Source organism: Saprospiraceae bacterium, assembly GCA_016716185.1.
Lineage (GTDB): Bacteria > Bacteroidota > Bacteroidia > Chitinophagales > Saprospiraceae > Vicinibacter.
Window position 1 is genome coordinate 1,178,824 of the sequence record JADJWV010000002.1, and the last position, 23,727, is coordinate 1,202,550.

14 protein-coding genes are annotated in these 23,727 nt (G+C 41.5%); 2 read left to right on the plus strand and 12 right to left on the minus strand.

The genetic code is table 11. The features are described from left to right. Positions 1–8 precede the first annotated feature (8 nt). Entirely contained in the window at positions 9–1,805 is a 1,797-nt protein-coding gene (locus IPM34_06365) for a DUF1800 domain-containing protein (protein MBK8955165.1), read from the minus strand. Between the two features lie 665 nt (positions 1,806–2,470). On the opposite strand from IPM34_06365, the gene IPM34_06370 reads away from it, so the two are divergent. Next, entirely contained in the window at positions 2,471–5,983 is a 3,513-nt protein-coding gene (locus IPM34_06370; protein ID MBK8955166.1) for a hypothetical protein, read from the plus strand. Positions 5,984–6,290: 307 nt separating this feature from the next. Here IPM34_06370 and IPM34_06375 read toward each other — a convergent pair whose 3' ends face one another. The 8 genes from IPM34_06375 to IPM34_06410 all read right to left on the minus strand — a co-directional run bounded on the left by IPM34_06375 (position 6,291) and on the right by IPM34_06410 (position 17,185). Beyond that, positions 6,291–8,081, minus strand: a complete 1,791-nt coding sequence (locus IPM34_06375) for a T9SS type A sorting domain-containing protein (protein ID MBK8955167.1) — start codon at positions 8,079–8,081, stop codon at positions 6,291–6,293. A 1,152-nt stretch (positions 8,082–9,233) separates the two neighbouring features. Beyond that, on the minus strand, positions 9,234–10,352 hold the full coding sequence (locus tag IPM34_06380) for an ABC transporter permease (protein ID MBK8955168.1): 1,119 nt from the start codon (positions 10,350–10,352) through the stop codon (positions 9,234–9,236). A 1-nt stretch (position 10,353) separates the two neighbouring features. Beyond that, on the minus strand, positions 10,354–11,463 hold the full coding sequence (locus IPM34_06385; GenBank protein ID MBK8955169.1) for an ABC transporter permease: 1,110 nt from the start codon (positions 11,461–11,463) through the stop codon (positions 10,354–10,356). Between the two features lie 22 nt (positions 11,464–11,485). Further along, the gene (locus IPM34_06390; GenBank protein ID MBK8955170.1) at positions 11,486–12,214 is read right to left on the minus strand and encodes an ABC transporter ATP-binding protein; all 729 of its coding nucleotides are present in this window, start codon (positions 12,212–12,214) and stop codon (positions 11,486–11,488) included. Further along, the gene (locus tag IPM34_06395) at positions 12,211–13,134 is read right to left on the minus strand and encodes an ABC transporter ATP-binding protein (protein MBK8955171.1); all 924 of its coding nucleotides are present in this window, start codon (positions 13,132–13,134) and stop codon (positions 12,211–12,213) included. Before IPM34_06395 ends, IPM34_06390 begins: the two co-directional genes overlap by 4 nt. Then, entirely contained in the window at positions 13,135–14,154 is a 1,020-nt protein-coding gene (locus tag IPM34_06400) for an efflux RND transporter periplasmic adaptor subunit (GenBank protein ID MBK8955172.1), read from the minus strand. Continuing rightward, positions 14,144–15,406 carry a TolC family protein gene (locus IPM34_06405; GenBank protein ID MBK8955173.1) on the minus strand — a complete coding sequence of 421 codons (1,263 nt, stop codon included), beginning with the start codon at positions 15,404–15,406 and terminating at the stop codon, positions 14,144–14,146. Before IPM34_06405 ends, IPM34_06400 begins: the two co-directional genes overlap by 11 nt. Positions 15,407–16,021: 615 nt before the next feature. Then, the gene (locus tag IPM34_06410) at positions 16,022–17,185 is read right to left on the minus strand and encodes a saccharopine dehydrogenase NADP-binding domain-containing protein (GenBank protein ID MBK8955174.1); all 1,164 of its coding nucleotides are present in this window, start codon (positions 17,183–17,185) and stop codon (positions 16,022–16,024) included. 259 nt (positions 17,186–17,444) lie between these two features. On the opposite strand from IPM34_06410, the gene IPM34_06415 reads away from it, so the two are divergent. Continuing rightward, positions 17,445–19,892, plus strand: coding sequence for a DNA translocase FtsK (locus tag IPM34_06415; GenBank protein ID MBK8955175.1), 2,448 nt, complete (start codon positions 17,445–17,447; stop codon positions 19,890–19,892). A gap of 437 nt (positions 19,893–20,329) precedes the next feature. Here IPM34_06415 and IPM34_06420 read toward each other — a convergent pair whose 3' ends face one another. From IPM34_06420 to IPM34_06430, 3 genes are all read right to left on the minus strand, one after another. Continuing rightward, positions 20,330–21,088 carry a hypothetical protein gene (locus IPM34_06420; protein MBK8955176.1) on the minus strand — a complete coding sequence of 253 codons (759 nt, stop codon included), beginning with the start codon at positions 21,086–21,088 and terminating at the stop codon, positions 20,330–20,332. Positions 21,089–21,155: 67 nt separating this feature from the next. Further along, positions 21,156–21,554: a CBS domain-containing protein gene (locus IPM34_06425; protein MBK8955177.1), complete on the minus strand. Its 399-nt coding sequence runs from the start codon at positions 21,552–21,554 to the stop codon at positions 21,156–21,158. Positions 21,555–21,699: 145 nt separating this feature from the next. Continuing rightward, positions 21,700–23,718 carry a urocanate hydratase gene (locus tag IPM34_06430; protein ID MBK8955178.1) on the minus strand — a complete coding sequence of 673 codons (2,019 nt, stop codon included), beginning with the start codon at positions 23,716–23,718 and terminating at the stop codon, positions 21,700–21,702. Positions 23,719–23,727: the final 9 nt, after the last annotated feature.

Here is a 23,727-nt window from a genome sequence, read left to right on the forward strand (position 1 = left end):
AAGGGATCTTATTTAAAAATGGCATAATCGGGTGAAATCATGATAAGATACAGGGCCATGCGGACGCGTTCTTCTCTGTAGTTGCCGAATTTAAAAGGCTCTAATGCTGTTTTAATGATCTGGCGTGTGCGGTCGCTCAACTGTCCATGCGTGAGCAGGATATCCAGTCGATTTAATAAAACTTCCGGGTCCTGTGCAAGGTCTTCGAGTTCTCTCGTATTGATAGTGGCATACGGGTCATCCGTTTCCCAACTGTTCATGACATAATCGTGGATAGCCCAGTTGTTGACCTGATTGATATATCCTATACTGGTACGGGAATTGTGGATCTGAAATTCAGGTCCTGCCAGTTTCAACTGATCCAAATCTCCTTTGGGCGAATAAAAAGGAGAGAAAAAATTAAATACGGTTGGCGAAGCGAGTGGGATATGTCCCGTTCCCTGCCAGTAGTAATAAGCGGTATTCCAGAAACGACCGTAATACTGCTCGATATCCAGCGCTTTGGTGAAATGTGTGTACCTCAATAAAGGTTCTCTTAATTGTCCATTCGTCAAAGACATCATTTCATCGCAATCGCGGGCTTCAGGATCCAGCAAGATGGCTTTAATGACCGCTGCTAAATTGCCGCGTACGCCTTGCCCGTCGTCATTAAATACTTGTGTGACTCTGGCAACGTAGTCCGGTGAGGGATTCGATTTGATCAAACGCTGAATGAGTTGCTTCCCTAAGAAAGGTCCGACGTTGGGATGATTAAACAAAATGTCTATGGCAGATCTGATGTCCTGCATCCCATCTTGTCCGGCAGGGACAACAGCACCATCAAGAAGAATTTTTTCTCCGGGTTCGTGCATTCTCGGATACATACGCATGGGTACCGTCATGTCTGCAAGGTAGATGCCCATCCCGAAGATGGCTGTATCCAGATACATGTTGGGTACAACTTTCGCAATTCCTAAACCTGTAAAAACTTTAGCGAGTTCCTGAATCTCTTTTTGTGAATACGTTGGGATGGTCTGGCCGGCAGAATCTAAAACCGGGCTGCCATCCGGATTTAATTTTAGAAGTCCGATGCTGAAAAGCTGCATGATCTCTCTTGCATAATTCTCATCGGGCCGTACTCCTTGTGCTGTATCCGTTTTAGGATTGTTCAAATGACTGAGAAAAAACCCCATGGTCGGGTGCAAACTAACATCTGTTAGCAACTCCCGGTAATTTCCAAAAGCGTGTTTTTTGAGGATGTCGTAATACGAGGCCAATCCTTCGCCAAAACCCTGCAAATCGGATTCGATCGAAATCACAAAAATCTCGCTGAGAGCCAGTGCCACGCGTTGCCGCAGCCGGTCTTTTTGCAGCATGTGCTGATTCCACCAGGCGTATTGAAACTGCAACCAATTGGCATAGGACGGCGCATCCGCAGAGTCTCCACCGGTGAGGTAGTGCCAGTCGATCACTTCTTTCATGATGTCCCGGGTGTCATCGAGTAAACTCCGGTATTTAATTTTTTGCTGTTGGTCGATCCATTGACCGAAATCCACAAAAGCCAATTGCCGGATCTCTTCCTCTGAGGCGCCCAGTGTAGCCTGGTACAAAAACCGGCTGGCCTCGTAATACGGGCCCACCAGACCATCGCCGTTAAACGCAGAAACAGCTTTGCAGCTGTCTTTGCGATTGAAAGGTTGCCAGTTTTCGCTGGTATAAATTTTTACGGAATTATTGGAAGTGCCGCCCAGTATGATGTTTTGGGAATTTACGGGACACCAGCTTGCCATGAAAAGCAATGCTAATAAAATCTTGCAGGTTTGCATTTCCCTTGAGTTTTGAAAATAATTCTAAAAGTAACCGGAATCTCTGGTGTGGCCAAGCGAAGTCCTCTTTTTATACTAAAAATCAGGGTAAACCCTGAGTTAAATAGAAGTCTTGTCAGGGTAAACCCTGAGGAGGGTAAAAATGAATTAAAAGTGGCCTTTTTCATTTAAGTTTTTTGATGGATCCGTGCTGGAAATTTGTAAGCAAAATACTGAGTGTTCCTCCTTTTCTTTGAGTCTTCGTAGCAAAAATCAGGCAAGGAAAACACTTGATTAATAAATAAATTTTTCTAAAAAAAGTCGATATCCCGATAAAAAGGTATAATACTTCAGAAAAGAAATAGTTAGCCTTTTTTTATCGGAACGAAAAGTCGAAGGGTCGAAAAGCCGAAAGGTCGAAAGGTCGAAAAGTCGAAAAGTCGAAAGGTCGTCCCGATAAAATTGAAATGATCTTCACAAGGGAGACAGTCACGTACAATTTTATCGGGAAGTCGAAATCCCGGCTGATATAGGGTGAATATTTGAAAATTGAGAAATCATGAAAACCGGGGACGAATGCACTGTTTTTTCATTAAAAATTTGTACAGCCCTAAATTATTGAGATTTTTTTTCACATTTCATCACACATGAATTAACTTTGACTGGTCACGCTAAATCAAATATTTATGAGATACCTTTTACTCAGTGCATTTGCACTCATTTCCTATTTACTGCCGTCACAGGCGTATGAAAAATTGAATGGCCCTTATGGAGGGGGTTCAAAAGTACACGAAGGAAATAATGGTGTGCTTTATCAATTTCCTGAAAACTCGGGCATCCTCTACAGATCACTGGACGGAGGGCAGTCCTGGAGGTCTTTTGATCTTCCTACCAATGCATCGTTTTATAAAATAGAAGTAGGCAGAGATGGAAATCTATATTTTTTGGTTTTCAGCGATCTCTATAAATCCACTAACCAGGGCCTGTCCTGGGCAAAAATCCCTTTGCCGGCCGGAGTTCAGGCCACTGTGGTCAATGCACTGGCTGATGCTACCATTTTTATTTATTCGGATTCAGGGATCTATACAAGTTCTGATAACGGACTGAACTGGAATCAGCGAAATTTGGGAGGGAGTGTGTCTCAGTTTTATGCTTCAACAATTACCGGATGGATGTATGCCATCAGCAGTGCGAAAATATTTTTATCCAAAGATAAAGGCGTAAACTGGATTGAATTTTATAGCGATGATTTTGGTTCAGACGGATATTGTTTTGCAGAAATGCAAAATTCAAATTTATTCATTTCAGGAGTTGATTTTATCTGGAGATTTGATACCAGCGCGACGCTATTATTGAAAACAGGAGTTAGAAAATCGACAGCGATGCGGGTTGATATGGCATTTTCTAATTCCGGCAGGTTGTTTGCTGCCGAGCAACATGAAGCTTATTATTCAGACGATTTGGGTGTGATATGGAAACCATTGTCTGCATTGGCTGGTAACATCAATATTGCACATTCATTTTCTGCCACATCCGACGGACAGGTATTTGGTGTGCGTTATTCGGGAAGTTTATACAACAGCGGTGATAACGGTTCACTGTGGGTATTCTCTGCCTATGGTATGCCCGAAGCCATCGTTCACGAATTGGATTTTATTTCTACTACAAAAATTTTGGCCTTGACCAGCGACGGACTATTCTATTCTTCCGATTTCGGACAGAAGTGGACACTCATTGCGGCTTCCCAACACGAATTCAGATTTTCAAGTGGAAGAAATGTAGAAACTTCCGGTGATGAAATTTACTTTATGGATGGAGTTGATCTTTATCATTTTGATCAACCAGGCAGCCTTCCGGTCAAAATGAATCATGCTATTTTTAAGCAAGGGAGGTATTTCAATCTTTTGCTCAACCAAAGCAGTGGTGATTTATTTGTATTCGATATCGCGCAACTCTTTCGATCTTCCGACAAAGGTTTGCAGTGGACATCATTGCAGCCCCAAGGCATACTTCAAATGTATGATTTTCCAAACGGCGATATGCTCGCACTTTCAGAGAATTCAATATTTCGGTCCACAGATTTTGGCGATCAATGGAGTCCGGTGCTGAATTTTCAATCGGCAGCCCAGCAGGGATTTGGAATCGATGGTAATGCATTTCAAACGGCATATGTGTTGGCAAATTTTACCAACGAATCCGTTCTGTTTATCAGCGATGACAACGGAGCCAGTTGGTCCAGGAGCAGCCTGGCTGATCCACGTGGAATAGGTTGGTCTCCGGTCAACAGGATTGCATCCAACAATGTGGGAAATGTATTTATACCTGATTTGCTGTCCGAAAGAATTTACAAAAGCAGTGCTGATCGCAAATCGCTTACCGCTTTTGGAGACCTCTTGTCCAATATTGCAGGCGCGTATGTTTCTCCGGATCAAAGATTGTATGTGGCTGCAAACGGACTTTACAGAACGAAGGTCGCAACGAGCAGCACAAAAGTTGTTCAAGGATTTGCATATCAGGATCTGAATAACAACTGTTTGTTGGATGGGGGAGAACCCGTATTGCCCAATGCCAGGATCCGGGTGAGCAATGGCAACGATGTATTCGTCACCGGTTCTGATCAGTCCGGAAACTTTTATGTTCCGGTCATTTCGGGAACTTATAATTTTGAATTAACCAGCCCTTCAAATTATTGGAAATCATGCACCCAAACAGTACAAACGGCAACGTATAATTTTAATTCGATTTTAAATTTGGGAGGGCAGCTCAACAAACGCTGTCCCTATCTCGAAGTCGACGTTCAGGTCAGCAGACTCCGTCCCTGTTTTGAGTCGGACATTCAATTGCATTATGCAAATTACGGAACAGCGGATGCACCGGATAGTTATCTGGAAGTTGAACTGGATCCGGATCTGGAATTTGTGAGCAGCGGCTTGCCACCCACTTCTCAAACCGGAAATTTATTCAGATTTGATCTGGGAAATTTACAGAAACTAACGAATGGTAGTTTTTCCATTCGTGTAAAGCTAACATGTGATGTCCCGCTGGGGAACATCCATTGCATCCAGGCTCATATCTATCCGGATAGTTTCTGTACGGCAGCCACTTACGCTAAAATTACAACCAACGCTCTGTGTTTGGGAGATTCAGTGAAACTGGTCATCCGTAATCAAGGTACGGCTGCCATGACAGCATCCAAAAAATGGTATGTCTACGATCAATCGGAAGTGAGTTCTGTATTGAAACTTGTTGATTCCGGTGATTTTCAACTCGATGCCGGACAGGAATTTACAACCACCATAACGGGGCATGAAAGATTATTATTTGTTGCGGAGCAAGATGACAGCTATCCGGTGAAATTGCAATCGAAGACAGAAATCATCTCTTGTCTAACCAACCCCGATCCGGGTTTGCCGCCACAACGGATTACTAATTTAGATGAAGGGGATCCATTCCTTTCAAATATATGCATCCAAAACAGGGGAAGCTTTGATCCGAATGATATCACTGGATTTCCACTTGGACTTACAGACAGGAAATACATTGAAAAAGAACAGGAACTTGAATATTTGATCAGATTTCAGAATACGGGAACCGACACCGCATTCACTGTGCGCATCGAGAATCTGATCCGTAAGGATCAACTGGATATTTCCAGTTTTATGCCGGGGGCCTCGTCTCATGCTTATCAGCATTTGATTACGCCGGAAGGAAAGCTGATTTTTACGTTCAGCAACATTCAACTACCGGATTCGAATATCCACGAAGCGGCTTCGCATGGTTTTGTGCAATACAGGATCAAGCCCATTCAAAAATTATTGAAAGGGAGCAAGGTGTATAACGATGCAGTCATCTATTTTGATTTTAATTCCGGAGTACAGACCAATTTAGAATTTCATACGGTGGGTTTGCCGGTGGCAGTAGCTACCAAAGATCAATTGGGATCTTCAGATCTGAAAATGTATTTTACACCGAACCCGGGTAGCGATGCAGTTCAAATTCAGCTGAAAGGGCAACAGAGAGGTTCATCATTTTATTACTTGCATATTTATAACGAATGGTCACAGAAGGTCAATGAGACAAAAATATCTGAACTCAGTAAACCGGTTAAGCTGGAAAAATTGAATCCGGGATTTTATTATCTGCTTTTACTTGATGACCAATCAGAGCTTATCGGATCTGGAAAATTCATCAGGAATTAAGGTCTTGTAATTGATTGTTATATTTACCTTGGCTGGCGCGTTTGCCTCATCCCCATCCCTTCTCTCCCGATTCGAATGTATCGGGATGGCGTGGAGAAGGTGGCGATTTCCTTAAAAAGTATAGTGCAAAGTCATTGAATAGATATTTATCCAGACATCAAGAGTCCAAGACGAAACTTCGAAATTCCGATAAAATGGTATAATATTTTAGAAAAGAAATAATTCTCTTCATTTTAACGGGACGAAATCCCTATAAAATGATATCATCCTTCAGAAGAGAAATAATGACGTTTATTTTATCTGGACATCAACCCCCACTCTTCCTAATCATCTTTTCAGTATGAATCAATTCGCCCCTTTCAAAAATCCTCACGAAATAAACTCCTGATGGCCAGTTTTCTGTTGTTATCCAGTGGCTGCCCTGTCTGGCTTTGCTGTGGTAAATTGATTTACCATTCAGGTCTGAGATTTCGATGTACATATCTTGTGGATTGTAATCAAGAATATTGATCACCATAAATTCGCTGAAGGGATTGGGCCAGCTCTGGATATCTATGATTTGTCTGGTCTCATCTTTGTTGCCAACCACCCCGATGCGAACCGTACGACAAAGTGTATCCGCGCCATTTTTGTTTTTTACAATGAGGCATACATCGTAAACGCCAGTTGCTGAAAAGCGATGGATGGGATTAACTTCCCTGCTTTTGTTGTCTGGACTGGCAGGATCACCAAAATCCCAGTACCATTCTTCCACTTCATAGGCACTCAGATCGGTAAAATAAAAGTTTAAGAAATCAGTACTATCCTGATTGTAGCGCCAGTGACACCAGGGTATGTTGTCGATCCCCAGAGTATCGCAGATACTGCCATCAATGGGCCCTAAGCGGTAATTTGGGAAATTAGGGAGGCAAATTCGCAAAGTAGGTGAATATATGTCGTGTTGTCTGAAGTTGCAATTGAAGTGATCGCGATCTGGATTGTGAATAACATGTAGTGATCGGGTAGGATAAGTTGTTTGAAAATATATTTTTCCATCTGGTGCAGTTTGCATTGGACCAAATTGTGTAGAAGTTGTGAAGCCACCAGAGGTTAGTTCAATAAAGCCATCGTAAATTCCAGACACTCTAATGTTTCCAAGACTATCTCCTAAAATTGGAAATTGATATAAAGTGTCCAAAGTGGCATAATATAAATATTTGCTATCTGGTGAAAAGGAACAGCCAGCATCCCAGGTAATTTTTTGAAAAGGAACAAATTTTTTCTGAAAATACTCTATTTCACCGCTACACCTATTGAATTTCATAAAAAATAAATTGTATCTATTTAATAACCCGTCTCCTGCTGCAGTAGCTATATAATTTCCGCATTGGGAAAAGAATGTTTGGCCGGATTCTCCACGAGATTTTTTAATCTTAAAGTTGAAGTAGTTATGAAGTTTAACTACTCGGCCACTTAAAAAAAATATATAATACCCAACTTTTGTATCTTCTGAAATTATTATCCACCAATCTTTACCGTTTGCATGTTTAGTCGCAATTAATGAAGCACTATCTAAAGTGTCACTTAATGTCAGGTTTCTTCGTGATATTAACTCGCCATTATTTTTATTTCTTTTCATATCAACAATGGAATGTTCTAAACTCTTAATGCTTAATCCATAATTTTCAAAATAATAAAATATCTTATTGAAAAGAATATACGAATTGCTATTTTCAAGGTCTGGAAGTATTAATGTATTCTGCGAACCAACGACCCCTAACTCAGGATATTTAATATCATTGCCCAAATCATCTCCATTTAACATTAAACTGTCATTTGGACCTTCTACATAACCTCCATTGCATGCGAATAAGTAATTTCCATTTATATCGCAAATGTTGGCGCCGCTTGCTAAAAAATCAATTCGTTTATATTTTTCTTCATAAAATATTGGATTGCCATCTGGCGTATCAAAATCCATGATGGCACAGCCCCATCCGGTATCATAAGGATTATCAGCAAAACTGTATCCCATTAGCCATTTAAAATCGTATTTCTGTGAATTTGATTCTGCGTTATTAAAAATTATAATAGCTAAAATAAAAATTGTTGTTTTCATGTTGTTCTTATTAAAATTCCGGAAGTCATTACGAAGATGATGTGTAAAAAAAACATCCCACATGTTTTTTAAATTTTCTATCAGGTCTGCAATCCAGTTCTTTTCTATTTTAAAAAAAAACTGCCATACGAATTCTAAAGATAATCAAATCCATATTTGTTGTCAAGTTTTTTTAGTTAAATGTTTAAAAAATCAGGGTTTACCCTGAGTGTTCTTGATGGCAATTAATATAGAAAATTAATGGACGAGACTTAAAGATTGGAGGAGCAAAGAGTCCCGACGCGAAGTTGCTGAAATAGAAATACATTCCCTTTACGTCGGAAGGAGTATAGAGAATAGAGTATAGTTGATAAAGTATGGTAAATAGAGAAAAGCTCAAAGCGAAGAGTTTAAATAGCAAAGAATTTAATAATCCATACTTAATCTCAATTCGCAATATTCTATACTCTAGAATATTTTCTCCTTCCGCCTTTAGGTTTTGTTCTCATGAATTCAGCCTGAATCCCGATAAAATTGGATAATATTTTAGTAAAGAAATAATTCTCTTCATTTTAACGGGACGAATAGTTAAAAAGTCAAAAAGTCAAAATCCCGAAGTGTCGAAATATCGAAATTTCGAAATGTCGAAAAACCTCCCCAATTTATTTCCTGCACCTGCCCGACTGATCTATTGTTTAAAATAATGGAAATATTATTCGGTCAGGCGGGGATTACGCAGATTTCCGCAGATCTTTTCATTTAGTTTAAAATCAAAACTTCAAAACTTCAAAACTTCAAAACTTCAAAACGTCAAAACGTCAAAACGTCAAAATCCCGAAGTGTCGAAATATCGAAATTTCGAAATGTCGAAAAACCTCCCCAATTTATTTCCCGCACCTGCCCGACTGATCTATTGTTTTAAAATAATGGAAAACTTATTCGGTCAGGCGGGGATTACGCAGATTTCCGCAGATCTTTATATTTAAATTATCATTAAAAAGTCAAAAAGTCAAAATCCCGAAGTGTCGAAATATCGAAATTTCGAAATGTCGAAAAACCTCCCCAATTTATTTCCCGCTGATTACGCAGATTTCCGCAGATCTTTCATTTAGGTTTTTATCAAAAAGTCAAAAAGACAAAAAGTCAAAAAGTCGAAATATCGAAGAACCCTTTCTAGGCCTTCTTCCGATACGCCGCAATCGCCCAACTGATCAGGATCAATGCCATCGTCAAAACCGACAGCAGATGAGGTAGGATATCTGTAAAACCGCTGCCTTTCATGATGATCATCCGCATGACCTTTACGAAATAAGCAACAGGATTAAACCAGGTAGTCATTTGTGCCCACTCAGGCATGCTCTCTACCGGAGTGTATAAACCGCTGAGCAGGATAAATACCATCATGAGAAAGAAAGATAGCAACATGGTTTGTTGTTGTGTTTCTGTGTAAATGGAGATTAAAAGTCCGAGGCCCAATACAGCCAATAAGTATACGGAAGCAAATAAATAAATTAACAAATAGGATCCTGAAGGCACGATGTTATAAACTATAAAAGCAACGAGAAGACCTAAGCTGAGTACAACGAAACTCAAAATCCAAAATGGAATTAATTTTCCTAACAAAAAATGATATTTTCGAATGGGGGATACGTTGATCTGTTCAATGGTGCCGAGTTCCTTTTCTTTAACAAGATTTAAAGCGGAAAGCGTAAACCCTACCATCGTAAGTAATATGACCAGGATGCCGGGCACCATAAACTGTTGGTAGTTCATCGTTGGATTAAACCAATAAGAATGTTCGATTCGGAGTAAAGGCATTGGGTTGTATCTTGGGAATTGGATCCACTCCAAACGGATCTCTCTGTTGAAGTCATTTAATATCCGCAGGAGATACTGTCCGCCTATACTGGCTCGCTGACCGTTCACAGCATTGACACTGGCAGAAATTGAAGGTTCGTTGTTGAGCACAACATCCCTTTCAAAAAAATGAGGAAGGGTCAGTGCGATATCCGCCTGGTCGCTTTCCATCATTTTAAGGGCTTCCCGATAATCTGCTGTTTGGTTAACAAGAATGAAATGGTGGTTCACTTCAATTTTTTGAATCAGTCTTCTGGAATATTCCGAATGATCCTGATCGATGATACAAATTTTAATATTTTCTACTTCGTAATCAGCAGCCATGGGCAGTAATATCAACTGCACCACAGGCATGACTAAAAGCATACGAATGTTAGCTTTGTCGCGGAAAAATTGTGCGAATTCCTTTTGTATAATGCTCCAGATGATTCGCATGCTATAATTTAAGTCGTTTATCGAATTTGCGGATACTCACGGTGACCATAAAAAGAGTCATGCCTAACAGGATGAGGGCTTCTTTCCAGATATCAGCGATGCCAAGTCCTTTGATCATTACTGATTTAACCATGTAGAAAAACCACTTGGATGGAATCAGATTGGAAACAAGTTGCAAGGGCAAAGGCATGTTGTCGATGGGAAACATAAACCCACTGAACATCAGCGTTGGCAAAAACAAACCTACCAGCGTAGCGAACATCGCGGTGGTTTGTGTTTGAGCAAGAGAGGAAACAAACATCCCCAATGAAAGTGCGGCAATGATAAACAACAGACTGATCGTTAGCAGCAAAAACAAATTTCCTTTCACCGGAACATCCAGTACAAAATAGCTCAGCAGTAAAATGCTGCAGATATTTACAAAGGATAGGAAGAGATAGGGAATGGTCTTTGAAACGATAACCAGTACCGGCCTTACGGGGGAGACCAGCAACACTTCCATATTTCCCATTTCTTTTTCGCGAACAATGGCAACCGAGGTCATCAAAGAACAAATCAACAACAAGATCATCGCCATCACACCCGGAACAAAATTGAAAGCGGCAGCCAATTGCGGATTGAATATCATTCGCACTTCTGTTTTAAACGAATACGGAATTTTAGAAGGGTGGAGTATTTCATTTTGGTAATCCTGAAGTATGGCATTGAGGTAAGCTACCAGTGTAGAGCCCACGTTGGGGTCAGAAGCATCTGCTATCAATTGAATATGGCCTTCGTTCTGGCTTTTAAGTTTATGTTCAAAACCATTTTCAAATACAACGACCATCCGGACTTCTCCTTTTTTAAAAATTTCTTCGACCTGGTCTTTGCGATCGAGATAGGTCGCGATGTCAAAATATTTGCTGGCATCAATCCTGTGTATTAAAGCCTGTGTGGTCGCATCGCGTGAAGCATCCAGTATAGCGATTTTCGAATTTTTAACTTCATTGGAAAGTGCAAATCCAAAGATCAACATTTGCGCGATGGGCATTCCAAAAAGGATCAGCAGCGTTTTTTTATCTCTGAAAATATGCTTCCATTCTTTGGTAACAAATGCGCGGAATGACCGTATAGAAATGTTTTTCACAGCGAGGTCATTTAGCTTCTACCAGTTTTAAAAAAACGCGCTCCATGTGTTCTTCATGATACGTATTCTTAAGCATATCCGGACTTCCCAAAGCCACGATTCTGCCATCCACCATGATGGAAACTCTCGAACAATATTCTGCTTCATCCAAATAATGGGTCGTCACAAAAACGGTATTGCCTTGTGCAGCATATTCGAGAATCAGTTCCCAGAATTCTCTCCGCGTGATGGGATCCACACCTCCTGTAGGTTCGTCGAGAAAAACCAAACGGGGCTGGTGAAAAATCGAAACCGAAAATGCAAGTTTTTGTTTCCAGCCGAGCGGAAGTGATTTGACGAGTTGATTTTTATGTCTGGTAAGATCCAGGTAATTGAGTATTTCATGCGATCGGGATTCAATTTCTTTTTTATGAAGTCCGTAGATGCTTCCATAAAATTTCATATTTTCCAATATGGTGAGGTCTTCGTAAAGCGAAAATCTTTGGCTCATGTAACCAATCGATCTTTTAATGAATTCGCTTTGGTGATATACGTCGTATTCCAGAACAGTGGCCTGACCGTAACTAGGCCTGATCAAACCGGTAAGCATTTTTATGGCTGTCGTTTTTCCTGCGCCATTCGCACCTAAAAATCCAAAGATTTCGCCCCTGTACACTTCAAAGCTTATACCATCGACTGCAGTGAAGTTTCCAAAGTTCTTGGTAAGTTCTTTCGTCTGAATGATCGTCGTATTCATGTGGCCGTTTGCATGTAATACATAAAACAGTCCTCAATATTTGGACGAATCCGTTTTATTTGAATAGCGGGATGCCCATTTGCATGGAGAGACTTGATGATATCTTCCTTCTTTTCATTTTCGCGGAATACCACGTGGTAGGCGTTTCCAAAAGCAAAACAACTCAAAATTCCGGAATGATCTTTCAGATCTCTGAGTAAGTGAGCCATGTGGTCGGATTTTACTTCATACAGATCCATTGGATATGCATCGACAATGGTTTGCGGTGTGTCAATTTGCAGAATATTTCCGTGTTGAATCAAAGCGACCCGGTCGCATAAATTGGCTTCATCCATGTAAGGAGTGGACACAAAAATGGTAATGCCGTGCTGCTGTAGGGATTTGAGCATATCCCAGAATTCTTTACGCGAAACGGCATCCACACCCGTGGTCGGTTCATCAAGAAATAAAACTTTGGGACGGTGGATCAAGGCGCAACTCAAAGCCAGTTTTTGTTTCATCCCACCCGAGAGTTGACCGGCCATTCTGTTCTGGAAGGGTTCTAAATATTTATAAACATCCCGGATGAGTGCATAGTTGCTGCTTACATCGGCATTGAAAACGGATGCAAAAAATTTTAAATTTTCAGCAACAGTAAGATCCTGGTATAACGAAAATTTACCGGGCATGTATCCCGAAATGTTTCTGATTTTATCCAGATCTGTGGCAACATCGTAACCTTCAACTTTTGCACGGCCTTGATCGGCAAGAATTAAAGTGACCAGAATGCGTATGAGACTTGTTTTGCCTGCACCATCCGGTCCTATCAATCCAAACAATTCGCCTTTCTCTACTTCTAAGTTGATTTCGTGCAATGCCGGAATCTTCTGTTTTTTTTGCAGATACGATTTGGAAATGCCTTGTATGGAAATACTGTGCATTTAGGATTTGAATTTGACTTCGGCGTACATGCCCAATTTCAGATAGCCATCGTTTTGGATGCTGATTTTTATGGCATAGACCAGGTTCGCGCGCTCATCGACAGTTTGTATGGTTTTGGGTGTGAATTCAGCTTTATCCGAAATCCAGATCAGCTTTCCGGGATATTTCCTTTCGCTGTCTCCGTAACTGATCGTCACTTCCACGTCCTGATTCAATTGTACCTGTAACAATTGACTGCCGTCGATGTAAGCCCTCAGATAAACGGTTTGAAGATCTGCAATTTGGTAGAGGGCCTTTCCCGGATGAACCCATTCTCCTGCATGCACGTAATTGTTGAGCACGACGCCTTCAATGGGATTTCTGATTTGCGCTTTTTGTAATAAATCATCGCTGGCTGCTTTCCTTTGTTCAAAAACATTTTTCTCGCTCAGAATTCCTTCATTCTGACGTTGCAGAGTTTTTTTGTATGAATTCATTTGTTGCCGCGTCATTTGAATCTGACTTTTTAGGACTTCTACTTGTTGGCGCAACATATCGTGTTGTGCGGTGACGTCATCCATTTGTTTTTGTGTTGCAGCTTTGGATTGCAACAATTTGGCAATGCGATTTTTTTCTTTGACTGCACTTTCCAGTTGAATTTGCGCAGTTTTCAGTTGTTCATTCTGCGTGAGTTCCTGAGCGGCGAGAACATCCAGTTGGGGTTGGACGGGCAGGGTTTTTCGCTCCAGGGCTTCAATGGATTGCTGCACCTGTTCGCTTTGGAGCGCGTACTGGACGGGGTCGATTTTCCCAACTACCGAATCAGCTGATATTTGCATTCCTTCGCGGATGTGGTATTCTAAAAGTTTCCCCTGGACTTCAGCGGAAACGACGATTTCATCGGCTTCGAGAATGCCCGTTGCATCGAAATCGCGATGGTTGGAATTACAGGAAGTGATGAAGCCTAAACTTCCGGCTGCACAGAGCCCCTGAATCAGCAGCTTTATTAAGTGCAGAGAAGAGATTGTTTTAATTTCCATATAAGTAGTTCAAAATATAATGGGCCTGAAGAAGTTGAATGCGATGCAAAGCTGCATTGGATTTCGCTCTTTCTTCTGCATTTAATTCGCGGATGTAATCTGCAGAGGTGATGCTGCCTTCGTTGAGTTGTGCAAGGGAAGCAGCTTTTATTTGCGTTCTGTATTCCAGAATTTTTTGATCGGTGTCGATGATTTTTTCAAGTCTGCTGATTTCTAAGGTTTGTTCGTCAATAGCTTGTTGGTTGTGAATTAAAAAAAGTTCTTTTTGAAGGGCTGCCATATTTTTACCAATTCGCATCTGTTCTTTGTCATTGGAAAAAGAATAGGCCGGAGAAATATTCCAGGTGAAACGCAGGCCAGCTATGTAATAACTTTCAAATCCGTTTTTGAGAAAATTCAAAGCAGGATTGGAATAACCCGCCTGACCGAATAGCAATATTTTGGGGATGCCCTGGCTTTGTTTGAGTTTCCATTGGGCTTCCGCTTGTTGTGTATACAACTCACTGAGGCGAATCTCTTTTCGCAGAATTAATTTGCGTGGTTGTGGCAACATGGGTTGGATAAACCGGGCTTCTTCTGCAAATGCAACTCCGGTGAAAGCTGCTAAGGCTTTTTGGATGTACTGGAGTTTGCTCTCAAGTTCATCGCTTTTCTGCTGATTGATCAATTGCTCGGCAAGCAAGGCTTGAAGTGAACTTTCCAAAGTAATGCCTTCTTCTACACCTGATTGGAGCCGCGTAATTTGTGCATCGAGATCGCTGAGTATAGAGATTTGGATCTTTTGCTGTTCTTTTAAAACAAGTGCAGTAAAAAACAAAGAAAGCAGTTTGGTTTCGGCTTTATAAAATTCAATTTCACTTTTGGTGGTTTCTATCTGTGAAGTCAGCTGCAGTGCATTTTTCTGTCTTCGTATACTGAATCCATCAAAGAGGAGTTGATTGATCTCGCCATAGAACTTGTACTGATCTTTGTCAAGTGGAGCGGGTAAGGGAATATTGGGAATGGGGATTTCAATGGCGGTGACGTCAGATTGGTAAGTTGTCTGGCCGGTAAAACTCAATTGAGGCCACCAGGATTTATGTGCTGTTGATAATTGAATTTGTTCAGATTTGTTTTGCAAACGGATTTGCTGCGCGATGGGATAAAACTGACGAAACCAGATCAGGCAGGAATCCAGGCTGATTTCCTGAACCTGTGCGTTTGAGTTGAAGTAAAAACAAATGAGGAGCAGCAGTTTAAATGGAAATTTCACAAATCCGTAGGTTTTATTGAAAACGTATCAATCGGTATAAGATCGGTACAAAATTAATCACAGTTGAATAGAAATGCCTTGTTTTCAGTGTCTGGTTCTCATTTTTCTTTATCCGCATCCGGCAGATTGTGAGTTGAAAAATCTCTCCCATTTATTTCCCGCACCTGCCCGACTGATCTATTGTTTTAAAATAATGGAAAACTAATTCGGTCAGGCGGGGATTACGCAGATTTACGCAGATCTTTTCATTTAGTTTAAAATTAAGACGTCAAAACTTCAAAGAGTCAAAAAGTCAAAATCCCGAAGTGTCGAAATATCGAAATATCGAAATTTCGAAATATCGAAATGTCGAAAAACCTCCTCCATTTATTTCCCGCACCTGCCCGACTGATCTATTGTTTTAAAATAATGGAAAACTAATTCGGTCAGGCGGGGATTACGCAGATTTACGCAGATCTTTTCATTTAGGTTTTTATCAAAAAGTCAAAAAGTCAAAAAGACAAAAAGTCAAAAAGTCAAAAAGACAAAAAGTCAAAAAGTCGAAACGTCGAAACTTCGAAAGGTCGAAAAGTCAAAACGTCGAAACATCAAAACGTCAAAACATTCCCGAACCTCCTAAACCAGTTCCCGATAATTCTTAGGATGGTAGATGTTTTGAATGAAACTACCATGCAGAAATGATATGGTGTCGATCTGCGATTGTAGGATCGGACCTTTGTAATTTCCCGTGAGCAGCATTCTCGCCGCTTCGAGCATAGGGGCAGCTGTAGCCGTTTGAATGGCTTTCAGCTTGTGACTTCCCACATAACTGGGTTCTATTTTAAGACTGCGTTCTTTAATGCGGAGTGTTCCTGAGCGATCTTTTCCTTTAACAGATACATACAAGACGATCAGATCGTCTTCAGAAAATGGAATTTGATCGGTCATCATTTTCAGCAATTGATTTTCTTTGGTCCCATCGTCATTGGTTTGAGTGAGTTGGGACCTGACCCAGGAGAAATGACCGGGATAACGTATGGTTTTATAGTCGAGTGATTTGACTTTTCCCAAAAAGTGATCTGGTAAATCGGCTGCACCTCCGCTGGTATAATCATCTTCGAAACGGATTCCATCGATAATCAAACTGCTTGTATCCGATAGGGAAGGGCAGGTCGTTTTAATTCCATTGCGTATGATGATCGCATCTTTTACATATTCAGTTGCCACACCGATGGGACTCCAGGTGAAACCATAATAATGTGGGCCTGTGGTCATTTTGGGAAGTGCACCCACTTTCATCGAGATGCTTTCCACATCCTGGTCTCCGTATTCCTGAATAAATTCTTTGTAAAGGTGATTGGCCAGAACATCGACATAGCCGGGAGCCAGACCGGATTGCAGGATGAAGCCTGTAGTTGCATCTTTTGCGATTTCGAGGATTTGGTCGGTTTCCGATACATATTCGGTCAGGTTGACGTAATGCAAATCGTATTTCCTGGCCAGGCTGGCCATTCTGGGGGCCTCAGAACCCGGCAGACAATCCAGCAGGATATCTCCGGATTTCAGAACATAATCCATATGATCTGAGGTCGTCGAAGGATCGATCTGGAAGTTTTCAATCTGGATCAGACTGGAAGCTCCCTTTCTTATCCAATCAGCAGCTTCTTCTGCCACCTCCGGATAGAGATCTCCCAGAAAAATTTCACAATCAAAATCGGGTTGTTCTGCCAAAATAAGCCCTGCGGCTTTACCTATTCCACCTGCACCGGCTATAATGACCTTGTGTTTTACGTAATCCATTTGAAAATTTTATTGAATTGCAAAGTTAGGACTTCAAAAAACAAAAGGCGACATGGAGACAAATTTAACATATGAATAAGATTGATATATAAGCATATTATAAATTTAAAATATTTATATATGATTCAATTATATCATATTATGATTTTTTATAATATTTAAATCATAGATATTCTGATTAAAATAAATAATAATTTTGAATAATATAAAAATTGCTTTTACATTAGCGTCATAATTAATATATAATCTACTATTGATCATGGCGCGGTCAAAACGGAACAAACCTTCCGCCTGGCAAGCTTTTTATGCCCGGCTGATGGACGAAAGAGTCTCAAAAATCATAGCGGTCCTATGTTTTATGATGGGGCTGTTTTTGCTCATCTCTTCCATATCTTATTTTTTTACCTGGAAAACTGATCAGGATAAAATTCTGAGTTATTCCTGGCACTTGCTTTTCAAACCGAATGTGGGTATCGACAATTGGCTGGGTAAGCTGGGGGCTCTGAGTTCGCATGTGTTTTTCTATTATGGCTTCGGACTTTCTTCGTTGCTGATCATTCCGGTCTCTGTTTATCTGGGTTTTTGTTTTCTGCATAGGCAGGGTTGGTTGTCCTTCCTGCGCTTTGTGACGCATTCCGCGATTGTCATGTCTTTATTGTCGATGATCTTTTATTACATTTTCCAGAATTTCGAATTCCCTTTCGGAGGTGCTTTTGGCTCGAGATACTGCGAATGGATGGAGGGTTTTATGGGCCCGATTGGGGTAGGTCTCTGTCTGATTTTCGGTTTGTTGGCTCTGTTGGTCTGGTATTACAATCCTTCCATGCAGACTTTGCAAACCGATCCTGCGGTGCCCATTTCTGCATCTGCCTTGTGGAATGCCAATTGGTTTAGTTTCAAAAGCATTTCGGCTTCTGAATCTGAACATTCCCCTGAATCTTTTTTAAAAACTACGTCGCAACCCACCCCGCAGGAAGACCCGGTCACCATTGACTGGAGTGATTATCCTGCAGCAGACGAAGTATTGGCCTCTCTGGCTCCTGAATCCGATAAACCTGCTGGCAACTGTCAGCTCGAAATAACTTCTTCTACGAACGAAACCGATACTGCTATTAAAGAGATGGAACTCAACGAACCGCAGTTTTCCGGAACAGCCGTTGCCGATGACGACGACGGCTGGGAAGCTGGGGATGGCAAACCATTTGACCCCAAGGCCAGCCTTTCTACGTACAAACCACCATCGCTTGATCTGCTTCACGACTATGCGGATCAAAAATTTGAAATTGACCGCGATGAACTGGAGTCCAATAAGAATCTCATCATTGCTACATTGATGCATTATAAAATCGAGATTCAAAAAATCAAAGCAACGATCGGACCCACAGTAACCCTTTATGAAATTGTCCCTGCACCGGGTGTTCGCATTTCACGGATAAAAAGTCTCGAAGACGACATAGCCTTGAGTTTATCGGCACAAGGTATACGGATCATCGCACCCATACCCGGAAGAGGTACCATTGGTATCGAAGTTGCAAACAAAAACAGACAGACCGTTCCGTTAAAGGAATTACTGAAAACCGAAAAATTCAACGATCCGAAAATAGAATTGCCCATTGCCCTCGGAAAAAATATTTCCAACGAAGTCATCGTCTCGGATCTGACCAAGATGCCGCACTTGCTGATTGCCGGTGCTACGGGCCAGGGAAAATCCGTAGGGATCAATGCCATCCTCCTGTCACTCTTATACAGAAAACATCCTTCCGAAGTTAAATTGGTTTTGATCGATCCCAAGAAAGTGGAGCTGCCGATTTATGCGGAGATCTACAAACATTTTCTGGCGCAGTTGCCGAATTCAGATGAGGCGATCATTACAGATACGTCCAAAGTGATCTATACACTCAATTCACTTTGTATTGAAATGGATCAGCGTTATGAATTGTTGAAAGGTGCGAGAGTGCGAAACATTCTGGAGTACAACGACAAATTCAACAAGCGCAAGCTCAATCCGGAAAAAGGACACAGGCATCTTCCATATATCGTTCTCGTGATCGACGAATTTGCTGATCTGATCATGACCGCAGGTAAAGAAGTGGAGATGCCACTGGGAAGACTGGCACAATTGGCCAGAGCAGTTGGTATCCATTTGATCATTGCTACGCAAAGACCTTCCGTAAAAATTATTACCGGTTTGATCAAAGCAAATTTCCCGGGAAGGATTGCCTTTAAGGTATCATCCAACATAGATTCCAGGACCATCCTCGATTGCGGAGGTGCTGAACGACTGATTGGTCGCGGTGATATGCTTTACAATGTGGGCTCCGATATCATCCGATTGCAATGTGCTTATGTGGATACAGTCGAAGTGGAACGCGTGATGAGGCACATCGCATCCCAACAAAGTTATGGCACTCCATATCTGCTGCCTGAATTCAAAGGGGACGACAGTGGTTCCGATTCCAGTGGAGTAGACATCAACGACCTCGACGACATGCTGTTTGAAGCCGCACGCCTGGTAGTACAAGCTCAGCACGGTAGTACCAGCATGATCCAACGCAGGTTAAAACTAGGATACAACCGCGCCGGACGAATCATGGATCAGCTCGAACAACTCGGAATCGTTGGTGCCGGAGAGGGAAGTAAACCCCGCGAAGTCCTGGTATTCACCGAAGTGGAACTCGAAAATCTCCTCTCCAAATTGAGACGTTAATTTCAAAAATTTATAGACCTACCTATTAACATTCTTTTTTGATTTCGACCAACTGAGAATGATAGTAGATGAAGCCCTTGCTGACCACAAGGGCATTTTTATTTTTGTAAATGTAGCTTAAAGTTCAAAGATGAATGCTCCAGGCATAATGATCAAAGCACTTCCAAAAAAATCAGAATGAGTTTAGCTACAGAATATTTTTTTATCATTTAATCGAAAAGTCAAAAAGTCAAAAAGTCAAAAAGTCAAAAAGTCGAAAAGTCGAAAGGTCGAAAAGTCGAAATCCCGATAAAATGACATGATTCATAGGAAATGAAATAGTTGGCTTTATTTTATCGGGACGAAATGTCGAAATATCGAAATATCGAAAAGTCGAAAAGTCGAAAAGCCAAAAAGCCTAAAAGTCAAAAAGCCTACATGCCTACATGCCTAAACGCCTAAACGCCTTCAGCCTTATCCGCTGCCAAAACATTCATGATGGCTTCTGCCTGGAACGGCCAGGATTCAATGAGTTTGTCATCCACATCATCAAATTCGATCATCCATTTGCGGAGATCTTTTTTTGGTGTTTTCGAAATTTGTTCGAAAGTGCGGACTCCATGCGATTGAAGTGTGGTGCTTATTTTGTCGTCGATGCCCTTAATGAGGTGAAGAGGATCAGCAGGGCTGGACTTTTGAGTGTATTGTTCCATTTTTTCATCGCCAATGATCTGGCTGATGATGGAGAGGTGCTGGTCGAGTACGGCCTTCAGATCGCTAACTATTTTAGAATCAGATGAACTCTGTGTCTGTGGTTTGCTTTCGAGCTTAGCAATTTGCTGCTTCAGTTCGTTGATCAATATTTCTTTTTCGCGAAGTTCATTTTGAAAAAGTACAGTAGTTTCTGAATTCATGGAACCCGAGTCCACTTCTCTTTTGAGATTTAAATGTTTTTCTTCTAGTAAGACGTATTTGGATTTCCAATCCTCGTAGGCGGCTTTATAAGTCCGCTCCTGAGATTGTGCCTGATTGATCTTGTCTTCAAAATCCAGCTTTTCTTTTCTCAACTGGTCGTATAAGTATTTCAATTCGTCGCGCTCCCTGACAGATTCTTTGGCAGCTTTAGCACTTTTATTCACCATGTAGAATGCATAGATGATGGTAGCTATAACCAATAATCCGAAAAAAATAAAAACTGCTGCCTGCATGCCTGACATAAACTGAAAATCCAAAACGGTTGAGATCAAGGAATAAACCAAAAATAACGCTTGTTAGTCAGAGCGCCTATTTCTGGGGATATTCTTTGTTATATTCGTATCTTAAAATATCAAAACTTGTAACGATGCCAATCAGCTTATTGCCTTCAACTACGGGTAGCGCGTGGAATAAATGCTCCATAAATACTTCGGCAGCTGTTCCGACTTTATCATTAGCTTCCAGCTTTGCCAGGATTTTGGTCATTACATTTCCAACCTTGGTTGTTGCATAATCTTTATGATCGACATTCAATTTAAATAAGTCGTACGTGGTTACAATTCCTACCAGGGAGCCGTCATTCTGTACCACCGGAACGTGGTGGATCCGGTGATTGATCAATATCTCTTTAACTGTTTGTAAGCTATCTTCCGGCGTCACCGTCTTGACATCGCGGACCATTATGGAGGAAACTGGTTCATTCATCATATGCTCTAGAATTTTAAGGTCAGAAAGATATTACAAGTTTTTAAATTGGAGTTAACGCCACCATAAAAATAGTTTTCAAATTGTGTTTTTACTTGAGATTGCAATTGTAAACTGTTGATTTTCAATATTAAAATCAAAAAAGTGCTTAAACAGACATATGGTCTATTAAATTCTCATCGACTAAATTGGGCAGCGTAACTTTTAGCAGGGGCTCCTGCTCCATGGCTTTTTGGATAGTTTTAATGGCTCCTTCATTGCGGGCCCAGGCCCTCCGACTCACCCCATTATTGACATCCCAATGCAGCATACTCCGGATGTTCACAGCAGATTTTTCAGAACCGTCTATGTACATTCCAAATCCGCCATTGATGACTTCACCCCAGCCCACACCGCCTCCATTGTGTAACGAAACCCAGGTAGCGCCGCGAAAACTGTCGCCGATCACATTATGGACAGCCATATCTGCAGTAAATGCAGAGCCATCCCGGATGTTGGCTGTTTCCCGGAAAGGAGAATCCGTACCGGAAACATCGTGATGGTCGCGCCCAAGAACGATCCCGGCAGACAATGATCCGCTTGCAATCGCCTCATTTAAGGCCAATGCAATTTCAATCCTGCAATGGGCATCGGCATAAAGTATTCGGGATTTACTGCCTACCACCGGAAGATTGTGCTCCGCTTCCCGTATCCATTTTAAATTATCGAGGTATTGGGATCGTGTATTTCCTTCTGCATTTTCCAAAAGCCTTTCAATGACTTTGCCTGCGATCAAATCGGTCTTTTTTAAATCTTCGATTTCGCCAGACAAACAAACCCACCGAAAAGGGCCAAATCCATAATCGAAACACAAGGGGCCCATAATGTCTTCCACATAAGAAGGGTATTTAAAACTTGAATGCGATGAATCTTTCCAGATATCTGCATTCGCTACACCTGCCTCTTTTAAAAATGCATTGCCATAATCCCAGAAATACATGCCGCGTTCTGATAAGATGTTGATGGCCGACACATGTCTGCGTAATGTGTTTCGAACCTCTTCCATGAAGCGGCTTTTATCCTTCTGTAACAACTGTTGTGCTTCGGCAAAAGTATATCCGGCCGGACAATAACCCAGGTCGTTGATGTTGTGCAGGGAAGTCTGATCGGAACCTAAATCGACATGGATCGAATGGGTAGCTGCATATTCCCACACCTCGACAATGTTTCCTGCATACACCAGTGCAACACCTTTTTGATCATTTGATCTGTAGTGTGCCGCGCGCTCAAATAAAATTTTAAGATCCGAAGTGATATGTTCCTGTTGAATATAACCATCGGCAAGTCGCTGTTGAATGGCATCGGGATCTACTTCTGCGATGATGCAGGTCACACCGGTGATTACCGCTGCAATCGCCTGTGCACCCGACATCCCACCCAGTCCGGATGTAATGAATAATTTTCCACGCAGGCTGTGCAGCGATGGGTCTTTTCTCCGTCCGGCATTGAGAAGGGTCAGGGTAGTGCCATGTACAATTCCCTGCGGACCGATGTACATAAACGATCCTGCAGTCATTTGCCCGTATTGCGTGACGCCCAATGCATTGAATTTATTCCAGTCATTTATGGAACTGTAATTCGGGATCATCATTCCATTCGTGACCACCACGCGGGGTGCTGCTTTGGAAGAAGGAAATAAACCCAGCGGATGACCCGAATAAAGCACCAGCGTTTGCTCATCGGTCATCTCCGACAAATATTTCATCGACAAAAGATATTGCGCCCAATTCTGAAATACGGCGCCGTTTCCACCGTAAGTGATCAGTTCTTCCGGATATTTGGCCACTTTCGGATCCAGGTTGTTCTGGATCATCAGCATGATTGCAGCCGCTTCTTTACATTTTACCGGATATTCTTCGAGGGGTCTCGCGAACATCTTGTATTCGGGCAAGAACCGGTACATATATATCCTTCCATATGTTTTCAATTCACTGGCAAATTCAGGAGCCAATACGGCATGAAACTTCTTTGGAAAATAGCGAAGTGCATTGCGGATCGCAAGCAATTTTTCATCCTTTTTTAATACGCCGTCAATGACTCTTTTGGGAGCATGTGGAACATCTGCGCTTCGTTCCCGAGGTTCTGGTAAATGTTCCGGAATTCCTTTTGTGATGTGTTGTGCAATCATGGTTATGGA

Excerpts from the sequence above, each read along its gene's own strand:
- IPM34_06400 (MBK8955172.1), bottom strand. The coding sequence starts at position 14,154 with ATGGAAATTAAAACAATCTCTTCTCTGCACTTAATAAAGCTGCTGATT.
- IPM34_06425 (MBK8955177.1), bottom strand. The coding sequence starts at position 21,554 with ATGATGAATGAACCAGTTTCCTCCATAATGGTCCGCGATGTCAAGACG.
- IPM34_06375 (MBK8955167.1), bottom strand. The coding sequence starts at position 8,081 with ATGAAAACAACAATTTTTATTTTAGCTATTATAATTTTTAATAACGCA.
- IPM34_06365 (MBK8955165.1), bottom strand. The coding sequence starts at position 1,805 with ATGCAAACCTGCAAGATTTTATTAGCATTGCTTTTCATGGCAAGCTGG.
- IPM34_06410 (MBK8955174.1), bottom strand. The coding sequence starts at position 17,185 with ATGGATTACGTAAAACACAAGGTCATTATAGCCGGTGCAGGTGGAATA.
- IPM34_06370 (MBK8955166.1), top strand. The coding sequence starts at position 2,471 with ATGAGATACCTTTTACTCAGTGCATTTGCACTCATTTCCTATTTACTG.
- IPM34_06430 (MBK8955178.1), bottom strand. The coding sequence starts at position 23,718 with ATGATTGCACAACACATCACAAAAGGAATTCCGGAACATTTACCAGAA.
- IPM34_06415 (MBK8955175.1), top strand. The coding sequence starts at position 17,445 with ATGGCGCGGTCAAAACGGAACAAACCTTCCGCCTGGCAAGCTTTTTAT.
- IPM34_06395 (MBK8955171.1), bottom strand. The coding sequence starts at position 13,134 with ATGCACAGTATTTCCATACAAGGCATTTCCAAATCGTATCTGCAAAAA.
- IPM34_06420 (MBK8955176.1), bottom strand. The coding sequence starts at position 21,088 with ATGTCAGGCATGCAGGCAGCAGTTTTTATTTTTTTCGGATTATTGGTT.
- IPM34_06390 (MBK8955170.1), bottom strand. The coding sequence starts at position 12,214 with ATGAATACGACGATCATTCAGACGAAAGAACTTACCAAGAACTTTGGA.
- IPM34_06380 (MBK8955168.1), bottom strand. The coding sequence starts at position 10,352 with ATGCGAATCATCTGGAGCATTATACAAAAGGAATTCGCACAATTTTTC.